Below are 14,901 nucleotides of genomic sequence, written 5' to 3'. Positions count from 1 at the left end.
CATGGGCCGGGACTGCGGTGGTTCCGGCCTGTTTTGATGAAAGGTGATCCCGATGAAACACGCACTCTCCCTGCCCACCGTGGTGCTGGCCGCCGTCCTGGCCGCCTGCCAGGCGTCGCCACCGCCCACGGCGGCCGAAATCGAAGCCGTCGCCATGCAGGCGCGCCAGGCGGGCGACCACTTGGCCGAGCGCCGTGTGCGCAGCTGGGCCAGCAAGGACATGCCGGTAGCCGAGCGCGAACTGGCGCTGATTTACCAGCCCCGTCCGGAACGCCGCGCCGATGCGCTGAGTCTATTCGAACAAGCGGCCCGCGCCGGCGACACGGAGGCGGCATTCGAGCTGGGGCAAATGCTGCGCGCGGCCACGCCCGGGCAAGCCTGGCTGTGGTACCGCCAGGCGGCGCAGCAAGGCCATGCGAAGGCGGCCTTGATGCTGGGCTTGCTGGCGGCCAACGGCGAAGGCGTGCCGCAAGATCCCGCGATAGCCGCGCGCTGGCTGGAAAAATCGAGCGAACTGGGCAATCCACACGCCATGTTCCTTCTATACAACGCCTACCGCGAAGGCCGCGGCGTGCCGCGCGACCTGGTCAAGGCCCATGCATTGCTGGAAGAAGCGGCCCACCACGAATACCCGCCCGCCATCCAGGAGCTGGCCATGACGGTGCAAGCCGATGACGCCCTGCGCGCGGGGCACCTGATGAAGGAAGCGACGGAACACCGGCATAATAACTGGAACAAGTTTTAAGCCAGATCAAGGCTACGCCATATTGCTGAATGGAATGCATGCTGGAGGCAAACGCTTGCCTGGCACGGACATCGATGGCTGCGGGTGAACTGGGCCACATATCGCTAGCAGGCCGGAACATACCGCTATGCCTTGTGCCAGGTCAATCGTGTTGGACGGGACTTTGCCGAGGGGCTATGATGGACTGGCTGCTTCCGCGGAAGCGGCAGGGCTGTTGCCGGCCCCGAAATGGCACACTGTATTTGCTTTTTAGAAATTTGTTACTCTGGACCAGCCTCGGTGAGCATGTCGTAAGCTCAGCCCAGCCAGTGTTTGGGTAGGCCCTGGCTCGTCCGTCGACCTCCCTATAAAGAAAGAGTCCAATGAAAAAGCTGACCACCGCCTTTGGCGCGCCTGTTGTCGACAATCAGAACATTCAGACGGCCGGCCCCCGCGGCCCTGCCCTCTTGCAAGATGTGTGGTTCCTGGAAAAGCTGGCCCACTTCGACCGCGAAGTCATCCCCGAGCGCCGCATGCATGCCAAGGGTTCCGGCGCGCACGGCACATTTACCGTCACGCATGACATCACGCGCTACACCAGGGCCAAGATTTTTGGCGCCGTGGGCAAGCAAACGCCCATGTTCGCGCGCTTTTCCACGGTGGCTGGCGAACGGGGTGCGGCGGACGCGGAACGCGACATCCGCGGCTTTGCCCTGAAGTTCTACACGGAAGAAGGCAACTGGGATTTGGTCGGCAACAATACGCCCGTATTTTTCATGCGCGACCCGCTGAAATTCCCCGATTTGAACCACGCGATCAAGCGCGACCCGCGCACGGGCGTGCGCAGCGCCAACAGCAACTGGGATTTCTGGACCTCGCTGCCCGAAGCGCTGCACCAGGTGACGGTTGTGATGAGCGACCGGGGCTTGCCGCGCAGTTTCCGCCACATGCACGGCTTCGGCAGCCATACCTTCAGCTTCCTGAATGCGCAAAACGAGCGTTTCTGGGTCAAGTTCACCTTTAAAACCCAGCAAGGGATACAAAACCTGACGGATGCCGAAGCCGAGGCGCTGGTGGGCAAGGACCGCGAGAGCTCGCACCGCGACCTGTACGAAAGCATCGAAAACAAGGATTTCCCCCGCTGGACCCTGTACGTGCAGATCATGCCGGAAAAAGAGGCAGGCACGTATCATCTCAACCCCTTCGACCTGTCGAAAGTGTGGCCGCACGGCGACTACCCGCTGATCGAGGCGGGCGTGCTGGAACTGAACCGCAATGCCGACAACCATTTCGCGGAAGTGGAACAGGCAGCCTTCAATCCGGCCAACGTGGTACCCGGCATCAGTTTTTCACCAGACAAGATGTTGCAAGGCCGCTTGTTTTCGTATGGCGACGCGCAGCGCTACCGCCTCGGCGTCAACCACAGCCTTATACCCGTCAACGCGCCGAAATGTCCGTTCCACAGCTACCACCGCGACGGCCAGATGCGCGTCGACGGCAACCAGGGCAGAACCCTGGCCTATGAGCCGAACAGCGAACAGGAATGGGCCGAACAGCCGGATTTCCGCGAACCTCCGCTGAGTATAGAAGGCGCGGCCGACCACTGGAACCACCGCGTCGACGAAGATTACTATTCGCAGCCGCGGGCCCTGTTCCGCCTGATGACCCCAGCACAGCAGCAAGTCTTGTTCGACAACACGGCGCGCGCCATCTCGGGCGCCTCGCAGCAAGTCAAGCAACGCCACATCGGCAACTGCACCCTGTGCGACCCAGCCTACGGCGCAGGCGTGGCCGAAGCGATCGGCCGCCTGAGCAAATAAAGCAGGCCGAAAGGCCTGGCAACAGGCCTTTTGGCGCAGCACTCAGCGGCAGCCGGACTGGCCGCCCGGCCCGCGTGCCTAGCAGCGCTGGATATCGATCTGGCCCGTGATGCTCGTTTCCACCGGATAGCCGTCGACCTGCGACGGCACGCGCCGCTTGACGGACGCATCGCGCAGATACACGACGAGGGCTTCGCCGCCGATGGCGGTCTGCCCCAGGCTGACGCCTTCGACCCCATCGATCGCCATCAGGGCCCGCTCGTTGCGCCGCTTTGCCGCTTCCAGCCGGCCAGGCGGCGGTGCGACATGCGCGAGGCCCGCCACGGCGTAGCCACCGGCCTCATCCGGCAAATACGGCATGGCCGCATCCTCGAAGACGGCGTATGGCGCTGGTACGAATTTACTGTTTGACATGACACATCCTCCTGATGCTGCCCATGGCACCCGTGGGCCAAGGAGGCACGGCAGCGCCTCTTGCCCGCCAGGCCATGCATGGCAGCCACACCTGACCATATCATCATCGTGCAAAAGGCGGCGCAGTGCAAGGAAGCATCACGCCGCCGCGCCGGTTTCTGTGACAATGCTCAGGTATACAAATTGATGTCGAGCGCCACCACCACGTGCCGCATCTGGTTGGCAAAGGTGATATTGCCGCCGCCGGCAAACAGCAGGCCGAGGGGATTGCGCTGCTGGTTCCAGGTCCAGATGGACGAGCCGGAGTCGCCGCCCGCGCTGAATGCCCCGCTGACGCCCGTAATGGCGATCTGGTCCTGGAACAAGGCGATCCTGCCGCCCCCATAATTGACGTTGATGGTGGCGCCCAGCCCCGTGATGCGGCCCTGCGTCAATTGCGTCGTGCGTCCGGATTTGCCGACCATCATGCCCAGCGCGGGCGCTACCAGCGCGTTGCTGATACGAAAATAGGCGGGCACGCCGCCGCTCAGGTAGACCAGTTCGGGACGCACGCGGTCTGGCCAGGCCCAACCAGTGGCGCAATCGACAAAATTGACGCCGCCGCTAAAATTGATGGGCACGAAACGCTCGAGCACGGCCACCTGGTCTTGCGGGCAGCGGCCACCGTCGATGGGGCCCGGCTGCACGATGCAGTCGTTGAACGCGCCGCCGTTGGAATTGGCCAGCACGTGATTATTGCTCAGTATCATCAAGCGGTTGTTGCGCGGTGCGCTGCGTCCCACGCCCAGGCAAGCGATGGTGCCGGCCGTGATGCGGAAATGTCCGACCGAGACGCCGCCCGGCGCCGGACGCAGGCGGAAACGGTGGGGCTGCGCGTCGATCATGCCCGTGACGACGATGTTGACAGGCACCCTGTCGCTGGCCACGGCGCGCACGCCCATGGCACCCACGATGGCGGCCTTGGCGCGGTCGACGGAAGTGGGTTCGGCCACGTACAGGGTCAGGGCTGGCATACCCGGCTCGCCGGACGAACTGTCGCTGGCACCCTCGCCCAGGCCGATGGACACGCCCTGGATATTGCCGCCGTCGCTGAAGGCATCGGCGGCGCGCACGCCGCCCGCCTGGGAAATGGACTGGCGCATGCCGTCTTCGATGCTGCGCTTGATTTCCAGCAATTCCATGCTGACGCCGCCCAGGGCGTCGGGCATGTCCGGGACGGATGCGCTCTCGATCGTCGTGTCGTCTTCGCCGGGGACGGAAAATTGGCCGACGGCCTCTTCATCGTCCGCGCTTTGTCCCCTGCCGCTGCTGCCCGGCGGGGCGCTGAAACCATTTTCGTTGCCGATCATCATGTTCTCCTCGTGGGGGGCTGCGAACCACCAGTGTGGACGGGCCGCGCCGGCCGGTATTGATCTGGATTGAACTGCACAGGCGCGTGGCCGCCCTGCGCCAACAGGGCCAAAGGAGGCAAAAATAGTTCCCTCGTCAAGGTTGAGCGAGATCAGGCGTGCGGGCAGAGGCGGCGCCGTATACTGGGCCAACAGCCTGGAACTGGGCCTGCTCCATGGCAGCAAGGTTGGCAACAACAGCAAGGCCAGCAACGGTAGGGATGGGGGAAAAATGACGAGCCCTGGTATGACACGCCACGACGACGCGCCTGCGGGCGAGCAAGCAGGCCACAGCGCCCCAGATGCCTCTGGCGCAGGCCAGCATGCCGGTTTCATGCACGGCATGGCGGCCTGGGCGGAAAAACACCGCATCAACCCCTGGGGCGGCAGTTTTGCCGACTTCATCGAGCAAATCCTGCCCGGCCGCGCGGCCCTGCTGACGCGCAGCGCGCACCAGTACCTGTGGGACATGATGCGCGGGAACGGCCAGACCGATGACAGCGGCCGCTTCCGCTGCCGCCTGTTTGACGACGAGCTGTTCGGCATCGACGAAGCGATCGACCGGGTTGCCGCCTACTTCAAGGCGGCCGCCGCCGGCTCCGAGGTGGGCCGGCGCATGTTGCTGTTGCTGGGCCCGCCATCGGGCGGCAAGTCGACCCTGGTAATCCTGCTCAAGCGGGGGCTGGAGCAATACAGCCACAGCAGCGAAGGCGCGCTGTACGGCATCGCCGGCTGCCCCGTGCACGAATCGCCGCTGCACCTGGTGCCGCACAACATGCGCGCCGACTTTCGCGCCAGCTATGATGCCGAGCTGCATGGCGAACTGTGTCCTCATTGCCGCGCCCGCCTGGAAGAACAGTACGCGGGCGACTTCCTGCGCATGCCCGTCGAGCGCATCCACCTGTCCGAGGCGGGCCGCTGCGGCATCGGCACGTATGCGCCGCACGACCCCACCACGGCCGACCTGGCCGACCTGGTGGGGTCCGTCGACCTGTCGAAAGTGGCGCAGTACGGCGATGAAGGCGATCCGCGCGCCTGGTCGTGGTCCGGCGCCGTGTATGCGGCCAGCCGCGGCATGCTGGAGATGATCGAGATCCTCAAGGTCAAGCGCGAATTCCTGTACCTGCTGCTGACGCTGACGCAGGAAAAAAATGTCAAGGTGTCACGTTTTCCCTTGATTTACCTCGATGAAACCATCCTCGCGCACACGAATCTGGCCGAATTTCGCAAATTCCTGCAAGAAAGCGAAAATGAGGCGCTGCTCGACCGCATGGTTATCGTGCAAGTGCCGTATACGCTCAATTACCGCAAAGAAGCGCGTATCTACCGCAAGCTGATCCTGGCGGCCGCGCCCGCCTTTCGCGACGTGCACCTCGATCCGCACGTGCTGCATGCAGCGGCTGTGTTCGCCATCCTCAGCCGCTTTCCCGAGGGCGAGGACAATGAAGCCGAGCTGGTTAAGAAGCTGCGCGTGTATGCACACGAAGACGTCGGCGACTTGCAGCATGCCGACATCCGCCGCCTGCGCGGGCGCGACAAGTCGCCCGACGAGGGCTTGTCAGGCGTGTCGCCCCGTTTCGTCATCAATGCCCTGTCGCACGCCATCATTGCCGCCCAGCGCAACAGCCTCTCCACCATGGACGTGCTGCTGGCCCTGAAGGATGGCATCGAAAACGATGCGCGCATCGAACCGCGGCGCAAGCGTCAGTGGGTCGATTACCTGGTGCTTACGCGCAAGGATTTCTACAACCGCTGGGTCAAGGCCGACGTGCACAAGGCCTTGTTCGTGTCCTTCGAGCAAGAAGCACAGGACTTGCTGAGCAAATATCTCGATGAAGTCGAAGCCATGCTCGACAACCGCCAGCTCCGCGATCCCATCACCAGCGAAGAACGCCGTCCCGACGAGCGCTTCCTGCGCTCCGTGGAAGAAAAAATCCATATCAGCGACTCGGGCAAGCAGTCTTTCCGGCAAGAAGTGGTGCGCAAGGCCATGAGCGCCTTCAAGCGGGGCGAGGCCTTTGGCCTGGGCAGCCATGCGCAATTGCATGATGCTATCCAGCAATATCTGTTCGAGCAGCGGCGCGACGTGCTGCGCCTGGTCGGCTCGGCCAAGCGCCCCGACGACGACGTGCGGGCCAGGATTTCCGCCGTCGAGAAGCGCCTGGTCGACGAATATGGCTATGACGCCCATAGCGCGCGCGAAGCGCTCAACTACGTCACCACCTTGCTGGCGCAGGAATAACCATGTCCGCCCCGACCTCGCCAGAGTCCCCCGCGCCTGCCCTGGCCCAGCCCTGGTACGCCTTGTTCTCGCGCGGCGCGCGCGACTGGCTGCGCCACAACCAGAAAGTGCGCGAAGCCGTGCAGGCGCACTTGCCCGAGCTGATCGCCACGCCTGATCTGATCGGTGGCGCCCAGCAGCGCACGGTGCACGTGCCCATGCGCCTGCTCGAACATGCGCGTTTTCGCCTGGCACCCGCGCGCAACAGCGTGGGTGCAGGCCAGGGTACAGGCCAGCCCGGCGATCTGCTGCGCGCGGCGCGCCCCGCCGCCACGGGCGAGGCCGGCGCGCCAGGCGGCGATGGCGAGGGGGCGGTGCGCCTGCTGCTGGAGTTTCCCATCGACGACATACTCGACTGGCTATGGGAAGCCTTCGCGTTGCCGCACCTGAAGCCGCGTCACCTGGGCGCCATCGACGACGTGCGGCTGGTACGCAGCGGCCTGGACCGGCATGGCGCCCGTTCGCGCCTGGACCGGCGCCGCACCGTCAAGGAAGCGATCAAGCGGCGCGCGGTGCAGGCGCAGCCCGTGCCCTTCACCAATGATGACTTGCGTTACCGCCAGGTGCTGCCACAGCCCCGGCCCAGCACGAATGCCGTGGTGTTTTTCGTACTGGACGTGTCGGCCAGCATGGCGCAAGCCGAGCGCAAATTGGCCAAATCCTTCTTTTTCTTTGCCTTGCAGGGCTTGCGGCGCAGATATGCGCGTGTGGAAACGCGCTTCATCGCCCATACGACGCGGGCCTGGGAGTTTTCCGAAGCCGAATTCTTCCAGGTCAACGGCATGGGCGGCACCATGGCGTCCAGCGCCTTTTGCCTGAGCGGCGCGCTGCTGCGGGAGCACTATGCGCCGGCGCGCTATAACGCCTACCTGTTCTATGCCTCCGATGGCGAAAATTTCAGCGAAGACCGGGGCGCGGCCAGCCTGGCCTTGGGCGACCTGGCCGCCTTGCTCAACTATATGGGCTATGTGGAAACCTTGCCCGGCGTGCCGCGCAGCCTGGAAACGGAAATGCACAGCCTGTGCGCCGAGCACGAACGGCGGGGCTTGCCCTTGCACAGCAGCATCCTCAGCAGGACCGACGATGTGTGGGCGGCCATCCGTACCTTTTTCCAGCACGAGGCAGCCGACACGCAGGAGGCGCCATGACGCAGCCTGATGCACAGCTGCGCGGCGACGCGACAGACCAGGCAGACACAATGGGCCTGGACGGCTACGCGGCGCGCATCGAAACGTTGGCGCGGGAACTGGGCCTGGCATTTCCCCCTGTCGCCTTCGAACTGGTGCCGGACAGCTTCATGGCCGAGATCGCCATCTATGGCTTGCCCGTGCGCATGCGCCACTGGTCGTTCGGCGTGCGCTACATCCACCAGTTCGTGCATCAAAAGATGGGCAATTCGCACATTTTCGAAGTCATGTTTCCCGGTGACCCTTGCCATGCCTACATGGCAGAACACAATTCCGTGGCCGAAAACACGCTCGTCACGGCGCATGTGCTGGGCCACGCCGACTTTGCCAGCCGCAATGCCCTGTTCCTGCGTTTCGGCGCCATGGCGGGCCAGCACATCCTGGAACAAAGCGCGGCCAGGGCGCGGCGTCTCGAAACGGCACTGCAACAGCACGGGCAGGAGCAGGTGGAAGCCGTGCTCGACGCCGCACTGGCGTTGGAACAGCATGTGGACGTCCACGCCGAGCTGCACCGTCGGCCCTATGCTGCGGCATCGGGGCCAGCCGGCGTGGCGGGCAAGCAAGGCGCCGCAGACGATCCCTTTACACAACGCTACCGGCGCTTGCCCGGTGAAGCAGCCGCACTGGCGGCGTGCGAGGCGGCCAGGGTGTGCCTGGCACAGCGCCCGCTCGTGCCGCCACAAGCCGAGTACGACTTGCTGTGGTTCATCGCCCACCACGGGCCGGAGCTGGCCGACTGGGAACGCGACATTTTTCTGGCTGTGCGCGAAGAGTCGTTTTATTTCTACCCCCTGTACGCCTGCCAGATCATGAATGAAGGCTGGGCCTCGTACTGGCATGCGCGGCTGCTGCGCGAAGCCGACTTCTTGCCCCCGGCACTGTATCTGTCCGCCATCAAGTCGCATTCGGACGTGGTGCGCCCTTACGCGGGCGAGCACCAGCAGGCGCTGGCCATCAATCCCTATCACCTGGGCTTTTGCATGTGGGAACACATCATCGAGCGCGAAGGACTGGCGCGGGCGCGCCAGATTTGCCGCGACGACGACGATTGCAGTTTCATCCGCAACTATCTGGACGGGGAACTGGCTGACCGCCTGGGGCTGTTCGTGCATGAAAGCCGCCGCGACGGCGAAACGCGCCTGGCCAGCCGCGACTTGCGGGCCATCCGCGAAGCCATCCTGGCGCCCAAATACAATTATGGTGCGCCGTGCATCGCCGTCACCCTGCTCAACGATGACGGTAGCCTGGTGCTGCATCACGATCACCAGCGCGATGGTCGCGGCCTCGACCTGGAGCGGGCGGAACAGGTACTGGCGTATATCGCCCGCATCTGGCGCCGTCCCGTCACCCTGCACACGGCCGACTTCCGGGGCACCCCCCATATTCTCCACAGCAAGACCGACGGCGTACCCGAGCCGCCAGCACCTCCATCACCGACAGCTATGCCCGTGCAGCATTAGGCGGCAGGCAAGAACGCGGGTGCGGCATTGTATTGGACATATATTTTGCGGGCAATATGATGCGGGCCGCCAGCGCGCGCACCTCAGGTGCGGCCAGCATGTAGCCGATGCGCGGCCAGCTTCTACCTCATGCCCGGTCCGCCTGCGCCACATACCAGGCGATAGTCTGACGCAATCCTTGCGCCAGGTCGTGCGTGGGTACGTAACCGAGCAAGCGGGCCGCCTTGGCGATGTCCGCTTGCGAATGACGCACGTCTCCGGCGCGAAACTCGCCATGGTGCGGCGCCAGCGGCACGTGCTGCGGGCGGGCGGCCAGCAACATTTGCTGCATGGTGGCGTGCAGCTGCGTCAGGCTGGTGCGGGCGTTGACGGCCACGTTGTAGACCTGGTTCACGGCTGCCGGATCGGCATGCGTGGCGGCCAGGATATTGGCTTGCACGGCATTGTGCACAAAGCAGAAGTCGCGGCTGGTGGCGCCGTCGCCATGGATGTACACGGTCTGCTCGTCCAGCATGGCGGCGATCCAGCGGGGAATGACGGCGGCGTAGGCGCCCAGCGGATATTGCCGCGGACCGAAGACATTGAAGTAGCGCAGCCCCACCGTTTGCATGGCGTAACAGCGCGCGTACACCTGCGCATACAGTTCATTGACATATTTGCTCAAGGCATACGGCGACAGGGGCGCGCCGATGTGCTGCTCTACCTTCGGCAAGGCCGGGTGGTCGCCATAGGTGGCGCTGGACGCGGCGTACACGAAGCGCTGCACGCCCGCGTCACGCGCGGCGGCCAGCATGTTCAGGAAACCGCTGACATTGACGGCATGGCACAGCAGCGGGTCTTCCAGCGAACGCGAGACGGAACCGAGCGCCGCCTGGTGCAGCACAAAATCGACGGCGACAGGGCCGCCCGGATCGGCACGGCCGTGCTCGTTCAAGCTGCCGCCGCCCCCACCTGCCTTACCGTCGCCACGGCTGGCGGCCGGTGCCGGCGCGCCACAGGCGCGCGCACACGCTTGCGGGTCGCGGATATCGGCCTCGAGAAAGGTGAAGCGCCGCCACGCCGCTTCGCCCACGCTGGCGCGCACCTGTTCCAGATTGTGGCGGTGGCCCGTCATGAAATTGTCCAGGCCGCGCACTTCCTGGCCCAGCTGCAGCAAGGTTTCCAGCAGGTGCGAGCCGATGAAGCCGGCCACGCCCGTCACCAGCCAGCGCCGCGGCGTTTGCGCCAGCTGCGCGCAGGCCAGCGCGTACGCGCCGGCAGCCGTGCCTGCCGCGCCATGCGCCGTGTCGGTTGCCGAATCGACAGCGTCGGCCGCCATCATAGCCGCCACACGTGCAGGCCGCCGTCTTGCAGCGGGCGGGGGTCGAAATGCGACTTGATGTCGATGAAGCAGCCGTTCTCCAGCACCTTCGCCTGGAAGTCGGCCAGCGGGCGGGCCAGCAAGGCCTGGTGCGAGACGGCGCTGATGATGGCCTCGGCCCGCGGCAGCTGTTCCCAGCTTTCCAGCGCCAGCCCGTATTCTTCCAGCGCTTCGTGGCCATCGGCGACGGGGTCGTGCACGTGCACCTGCACGCCGTACGATTGCAGTTCGTGGATCATGTCGACCACTTTCGAGTTGCGCAAGTCCGGGCAATTTTCCTTGAAGGTCAGGCCCAGCACATTCACGTGCGCGCCCTTCAGTTTAAAACCGGCGCGCACCATTTCCTTGATGGTTTTTTCCGCCACGAACTTGGCCATGCCGTCATTGATGCGGCGCCCGGCCAGGATCACATGCGGGTGGTAGCCCAGCATTTCCGCCTTGTGCGTCAGATAGTAGGGGTCGACGCCGATGCAATGCCCGCCCACCAGCCCTGGACGGAAGGGCAGAAAATTCCATTTCGTGCCCGCCGCCTGCAGCACTTCCAGGGTGTCGATGCCGATGCGGTCGAAGATGATGGCCAGCTCGTTCATCAGCGCGATGTTCAGGTCGCGCTGCGTGTTTTCGATCACCTTGGCCGCTTCGGCCACGCGGATGCTCGATGCCCGGTGCACGCCCGCCTCGACCACACCTTCGTACAGGGCGGCCACCTTGTCGAGGGTGGCGGCGTCGTCACCCGAGACCACCTTGCGGATGCTGTGCAGGGTGTGCGCCTTGTCGCCGGGGTTGATGCGCTCCGGCGAAAAGCCCACATGAAAGTCTTCCTTCCAGCGCAGGCCCGAATGCTGCTCCAGGATGGGAATGCAGATTTCCTCGGTGGCGCCCGGATACACGGTCGATTCGTAGATGACGATGGCGCCGCGCCGCATGTGGCGGCCGACGGCCGCGCTGGCGCCGGCCAGGGCAGAGAAATCGGGATTGTGCGCGCTGTCGACGGGCGTGGGCACGGCCACGACGATGAAATCGGCCAATTGCAGCTCGGCCGGATCGCAGCCCACCCTCAGCCATTGCGCCGCACGCAACTGTTCCGTACTCACTTCGCCCGTGGGGTCGACGTGGTTGCGGTAACTCTCCACCTTGCGTGCCGACAAGTCAAAGCCGATGGTGCGCTGGCGCATGCCAAACGCGACGGCCAGTTGCAAGCCGACATAACCGAGCCCCACCACCGCCACCACGTCCGCCTTGCTATCCACGCTGCTGTCCATATGCATCGCTCCAAATAGTTGCGGCCTGAGCATCGCCGTCCGGGAAATTCTACGGTCGCCGGTCCGGCCATTCTTGAGCGGGAACAAGGAACCAGGAGCAGCGGCTAGTCCGCGCGCGAACAATCGGCGGCTTGTTGAGCGCAATCAAGGAGACCGGCGGCCATCTTTTTAAGCTAGGCCATGCCCATCCCTCGTGCATGCCGCTACCGGAGACTTCCATGGCCCGTTCCCTGCCCCGCCCTTTTCCTGGCCTGCCGGCCGCCGCGCTGTGCTGTACCCTGCTGCTGCCCTTGCTGACGGCGTGCCACGGCACGCAGAGCAGTGCGTCCCTGCTGGCCGACGCGCAACAGTACCGCCAGAAGGGCGAGGCGCGCGCCGCCATCATCCAGTTGAAGAACCTGCTGCAAAAGGAGCCGGACAACGGCGCAGCCCGCTTGCTGCTGGGCAGCATCTATATCGACACGGGCGAGGCGCTGTCTGCCGAGAAAGAATTGCGCAAGGCAAAGTTGCTGGGGCTGGCATCGCAGCGCGTCATGCCATTGCTGGGCAAGGCCTGGCTGATGCTGGGCCAGTTCGACAAGGTACTGGCCGAGATCGCCGACGATGCGGTGCAGCCGCCAGCCCTGCTGTCCCTGCGTGGCGATGCCCTGCTGGCCCTGGGCCGCCAGGACGAAGCGCGCGCCGTGTTTGCGCGCCTGCTCGAAACCCATCCGGGCCAGGTCGAGGCCCTGCTGGGCCTGGCGCGTCTGGCGGCACTGCAGCAGCAGGTGACGGCGGCCGAGTTGCTGCTGGCGCAAGCCTTGAAAAACGCGCCCGCCAACCTCGATGCCTTGCGCCTGCAGGGCGACCTGCAGCGCCTGCAAAGCAAGAACGGCGCGGCGCGGCGCGCCTACCTGCAGATCCTCAAGCTCAAGCCGGACAATACCCAGGCCCATATCGACCTGGCCAACCTCGATATCGTGGAAAACCGCTACCTGGAAGCGGCGGCCCAGCTGGCCACGGCGCGCAAGACGGCGCCCAACAGCCTGGGCCTGCTACAGACCCAGGCACTGCTCGATTTCCGCCAGGGCAAGAACAAGGCGGCCCTGCAATCGTTGCAACTGGTGCTCAAGGTGGCGCCCGAGCACATGCCGTCCATCTTGCTGGCCGGCGCCGTGCAACTGAAGCTGGGTTCGCCGCAACTGGCGGAAAGCTATCTGCAGCGCTTCCTGGCCGTCTATCCCAAACATCTGTACGCGCTCAAGATGATGGCGTCGATCGAACTGATGCGCGGCAAGACGGACGCCGCCCTCGACCTGCTGCTGCCCGTGCTGTCCGCCTTTCCCGACGACGTGGAACTGCTGTCGCTGGCCGGCGAGTCGCATTTGCGCGCGCGCCGCTACGACAAGGCAGCGGCGTATTTCGACAAGGCGAATACCCTGGCACCCGACACGGCCAGGCTGCATGCGGCGTTGGGCATCAGCCGCCTGGGCATGGGCGAGAACAGCCGTGCCATCGACGAACTGGAACGCGCCAGCATGCTCGACAAGAGCACGCCGCAGGTGGGCACCATGCTGGTGATGACCTTGCTGCGCAACAAACAGTACGACAAGGCCCTGGCCACCGTGAAGATACTGGAACAGCAGCAGAAAGGCACGAATCCCCTGCTGTTGAACCTGAAAGGCGGCGTCTACATGGCCTTGCGCGACGTCCCTGCCGCGCGCGCCAGTTTCGAGCAAGCTCTGGGGATGGACCCTGTCTATTTACCCGCCCTGAACAACCTGGCACAGATCGACCTGGCCGGGAAAAAGCCGGAACAAGCGAAACAGCGCTTCGAGCGCGCGCTGGCGAAAGCGCCGAAAAATGCCGACCTGTGCGCGGCGCTGGCCAAGCTGGCCGCCTCGCAAGGCAAGACGGACGAGGCGCGGAGCTGGCTGGGGCGGGCCCAGCGCGACAATCCCGACGCCGTCGCGCCGGCCCTGCTGCTGAGTAACTTTTACCTGCAGACGGGCGCGCCCGACAAGGCGCTGGAACTGGCGCGCACCCTGCAGTCTGGCCACCCGGACGACGCCGATGCGCTGGCCCTGCGCGCCCAGGTGGAGTACAGCGCTGGCCAGATGCAGGCGGCGCTCGACAGCTACAGCAAGTTGGCCAGCCGGCAGACGACGTCGGCACCGCTGCAGATGCGCATCGCCAGCCTGCGTCTGGCACTGGGCGACGGCCACAATGCGCTGCAAGCCGTCAAGCGGGCGCAAGCGCTCGATCCCACCCTGCTCGAAGCGCGCGTGGTGGAAGTGGCCATGCTGCTGAGCCTGAACCGCCAGCGCGAGGCGCTGGCCGTGGCGCGGCAAGTGCAGGAACAGCAGCCGAAGCTGGCGGCCGGTTACAAGCTCGAAGGCGACGTGCTGATGGCGCAGAAACTGCCGCAGCAAGCCGTCAAGTTGTACGAACACGCCCTCCAGATCAGCAAGATCGGCCCCATGCAGGTGCAACTGTACCGCGCCTTGCAGGCGTCGGGGCAGGAGCGCGAAGCCGATGCGCGCATGGCCACCTGGCTGAAAGACCATCCGGAAGACTTGCCGACGCGCACTTACTTGGCGGGTACCCGGCTGGCAGCGAAGCAATACCGCGCCGCCATCGAGCACTTCCAGTATGTCGTCGCCAAGGATGCGGGCAACGTGGTGGCGTTGAACGACCTGGCCTGGGTGTATCAGCAAGAAAAAGATCCGCGCGCGCTGGCCACGGCCGAGCAGGCGCTCAAGCTGGCGCCCGACAATCCCGCCGTGCTCGATACCCTGGGCTGGATCGTGCTGGAACAGGGTGACGTCAAGCGCGCGACCACCCTGCTGCGCAAGGCAGCCAGCCTGGCGCCGAAGTCGCCCGACATCCAGTACCACCTGGGCGCGGCGCTGGCGAAATCTGGCGACAAGCCGGGGGCGCGCAAGCAACTGGAACAGCTGCTGGCCGCCAACCAGGATTTCCCGCAGCGGGCCGAGGCGCAGGCCTTGCTGACCCAGCTCTAGGCC

Annotated in this window: 10 protein-coding genes; 6 read left to right on the top strand and 4 right to left on the bottom strand. The window is 64.9% G+C overall.

The genetic code is table 11. The annotated features are described in order from the left end of the window. Positions 1 to 52 precede the first annotated feature (52 nt). Both CSZ94_RS04085 and CSZ94_RS04080 read left to right on the top strand, forming a co-directional pair. Positions 53 to 745 carry a tetratricopeptide repeat protein gene (locus CSZ94_RS04085; RefSeq protein ID WP_102120343.1) on the top strand — a complete coding sequence of 231 codons (693 nt, stop codon included), beginning with the start codon at positions 53 to 55 and terminating at the stop codon, positions 743 to 745. A gap of 362 nt (positions 746 to 1,107) precedes the next feature. Then, positions 1,108 to 2,544 carry a catalase gene (locus tag CSZ94_RS04080; RefSeq protein ID WP_102120342.1) on the top strand — a complete coding sequence of 479 codons (1,437 nt, stop codon included), beginning with the start codon at positions 1,108 to 1,110 and terminating at the stop codon, positions 2,542 to 2,544. A gap of 78 nt (positions 2,545 to 2,622) precedes the next feature. On the opposite strand, the gene CSZ94_RS04075 is transcribed toward CSZ94_RS04080, so the two are convergent. Together CSZ94_RS04075 and CSZ94_RS04070 are read right to left on the bottom strand one after the other, a co-directional pair. Then, positions 2,623 to 2,958, bottom strand: coding sequence for a hypothetical protein (locus CSZ94_RS04075; RefSeq protein ID WP_102120341.1), 336 nt, complete (start codon positions 2,956 to 2,958; stop codon positions 2,623 to 2,625). Positions 2,959 to 3,128: 170 nt separating this feature from the next. Then, a complete protein-coding gene (locus CSZ94_RS04070) occupies positions 3,129 to 4,310 on the bottom strand; it encodes a S1 family peptidase (RefSeq protein ID WP_258000757.1) in 1,182 nt (393 codons plus the stop codon). A gap of 283 nt (positions 4,311 to 4,593) precedes the next feature. Between CSZ94_RS04070 and CSZ94_RS04065 the strand changes: the two genes are divergently transcribed. Genes CSZ94_RS04065 through CSZ94_RS04055 form a run of 3 tightly spaced genes read left to right on the top strand, consistent with a single transcriptional unit; the run spans position 4,594 to position 9,274 of the window. After that, entirely contained in the window at positions 4,594 to 6,588 is a 1,995-nt protein-coding gene (locus tag CSZ94_RS04065) for a serine protein kinase (RefSeq protein ID WP_102120412.1), read from the top strand. Between the two features lie 2 nt (positions 6,589 to 6,590). Continuing rightward, a complete protein-coding gene (locus tag CSZ94_RS04060; RefSeq protein ID WP_102120339.1) occupies positions 6,591 to 7,775 on the top strand; it encodes a DUF444 family protein in 1,185 nt (394 codons plus the stop codon). Next, positions 7,772 to 9,274 (top strand): SpoVR family protein, encoded by a 1,503-nt coding sequence (locus CSZ94_RS04055; RefSeq protein ID WP_258000756.1) that lies wholly within the window; start codon positions 7,772 to 7,774, stop codon positions 9,272 to 9,274. The genes CSZ94_RS04060 and CSZ94_RS04055 overlap by 4 nt, the downstream gene beginning before the upstream one ends. A 127-nt stretch (positions 9,275 to 9,401) precedes the next feature. Here CSZ94_RS04055 and CSZ94_RS04050 read toward each other — a convergent pair whose 3' ends face one another. Together CSZ94_RS04050 and CSZ94_RS04045 are read right to left on the bottom strand one after the other, a co-directional pair. Then, positions 9,402 to 10,592, bottom strand: a complete 1,191-nt coding sequence (locus CSZ94_RS04050) for an SDR family oxidoreductase (protein WP_180977364.1) — start codon at positions 10,590 to 10,592, stop codon at positions 9,402 to 9,404. Next, on the bottom strand, positions 10,592 to 11,896 hold the full coding sequence (locus tag CSZ94_RS04045) for a nucleotide sugar dehydrogenase (protein ID WP_102120337.1): 1,305 nt from the start codon (positions 11,894 to 11,896) through the stop codon (positions 10,592 to 10,594). Before CSZ94_RS04045 ends, CSZ94_RS04050 begins: the two co-directional genes overlap by 1 nt. Before the next feature lie 218 nt (positions 11,897 to 12,114). Here CSZ94_RS04045 and prsT point away from each other — a divergent pair, with 218 nt between their 5' ends. Continuing rightward, complete coding sequence (gene prsT, locus CSZ94_RS04040; protein WP_102120336.1) at positions 12,115 to 14,898, top strand: XrtA/PEP-CTERM system TPR-repeat protein PrsT; 2,784 nt, start codon at positions 12,115 to 12,117, stop codon at positions 14,896 to 14,898. The last annotated feature ends 3 nt before the right edge of the window (positions 14,899 to 14,901 follow it).

The sequence above is a fragment of the Janthinobacterium sp. ROICE36 genome (assembly GCF_002869965.1).
Taxonomy (GTDB): Bacteria; Pseudomonadota; Gammaproteobacteria; order Burkholderiales; family Burkholderiaceae_D; genus Janthinobacterium.
This window is presented reverse-complemented; position numbering and strand designations above follow the sequence as displayed.

Coding starts and splice junctions, on each gene's coding strand:
- CSZ94_RS04080 (WP_102120342.1), top strand. CDS start 1,108: ATGAAAAAGCTGACCACCGCCTTTGGCGCGCCTGTTGTCGACAATCAG.
- prsT (WP_102120336.1), top strand. CDS start 12,115: ATGGCCCGTTCCCTGCCCCGCCCTTTTCCTGGCCTGCCGGCCGCCGCG.
- CSZ94_RS04070 (WP_258000757.1), bottom strand. CDS start 4,310: ATGATGATCGGCAACGAAAATGGTTTCAGCGCCCCGCCGGGCAGCAGC.
- CSZ94_RS04085 (WP_102120343.1), top strand. CDS start 53: ATGAAACACGCACTCTCCCTGCCCACCGTGGTGCTGGCCGCCGTCCTG.
- CSZ94_RS04060 (WP_102120339.1), top strand. CDS start 6,591: ATGTCCGCCCCGACCTCGCCAGAGTCCCCCGCGCCTGCCCTGGCCCAG.
- CSZ94_RS04055 (WP_258000756.1), top strand. CDS start 7,772: ATGACGCAGCCTGATGCACAGCTGCGCGGCGACGCGACAGACCAGGCA.
- CSZ94_RS04050 (WP_180977364.1), bottom strand. CDS start 10,592: ATGGCGGCCGACGCTGTCGATTCGGCAACCGACACGGCGCATGGCGCG.
- CSZ94_RS04065 (WP_102120412.1), top strand. CDS start 4,594: ATGACACGCCACGACGACGCGCCTGCGGGCGAGCAAGCAGGCCACAGC.
- CSZ94_RS04075 (WP_102120341.1), bottom strand. CDS start 2,958: ATGTCAAACAGTAAATTCGTACCAGCGCCATACGCCGTCTTCGAGGAT.
- CSZ94_RS04045 (WP_102120337.1), bottom strand. CDS start 11,896: ATGGACAGCAGCGTGGATAGCAAGGCGGACGTGGTGGCGGTGGTGGGG.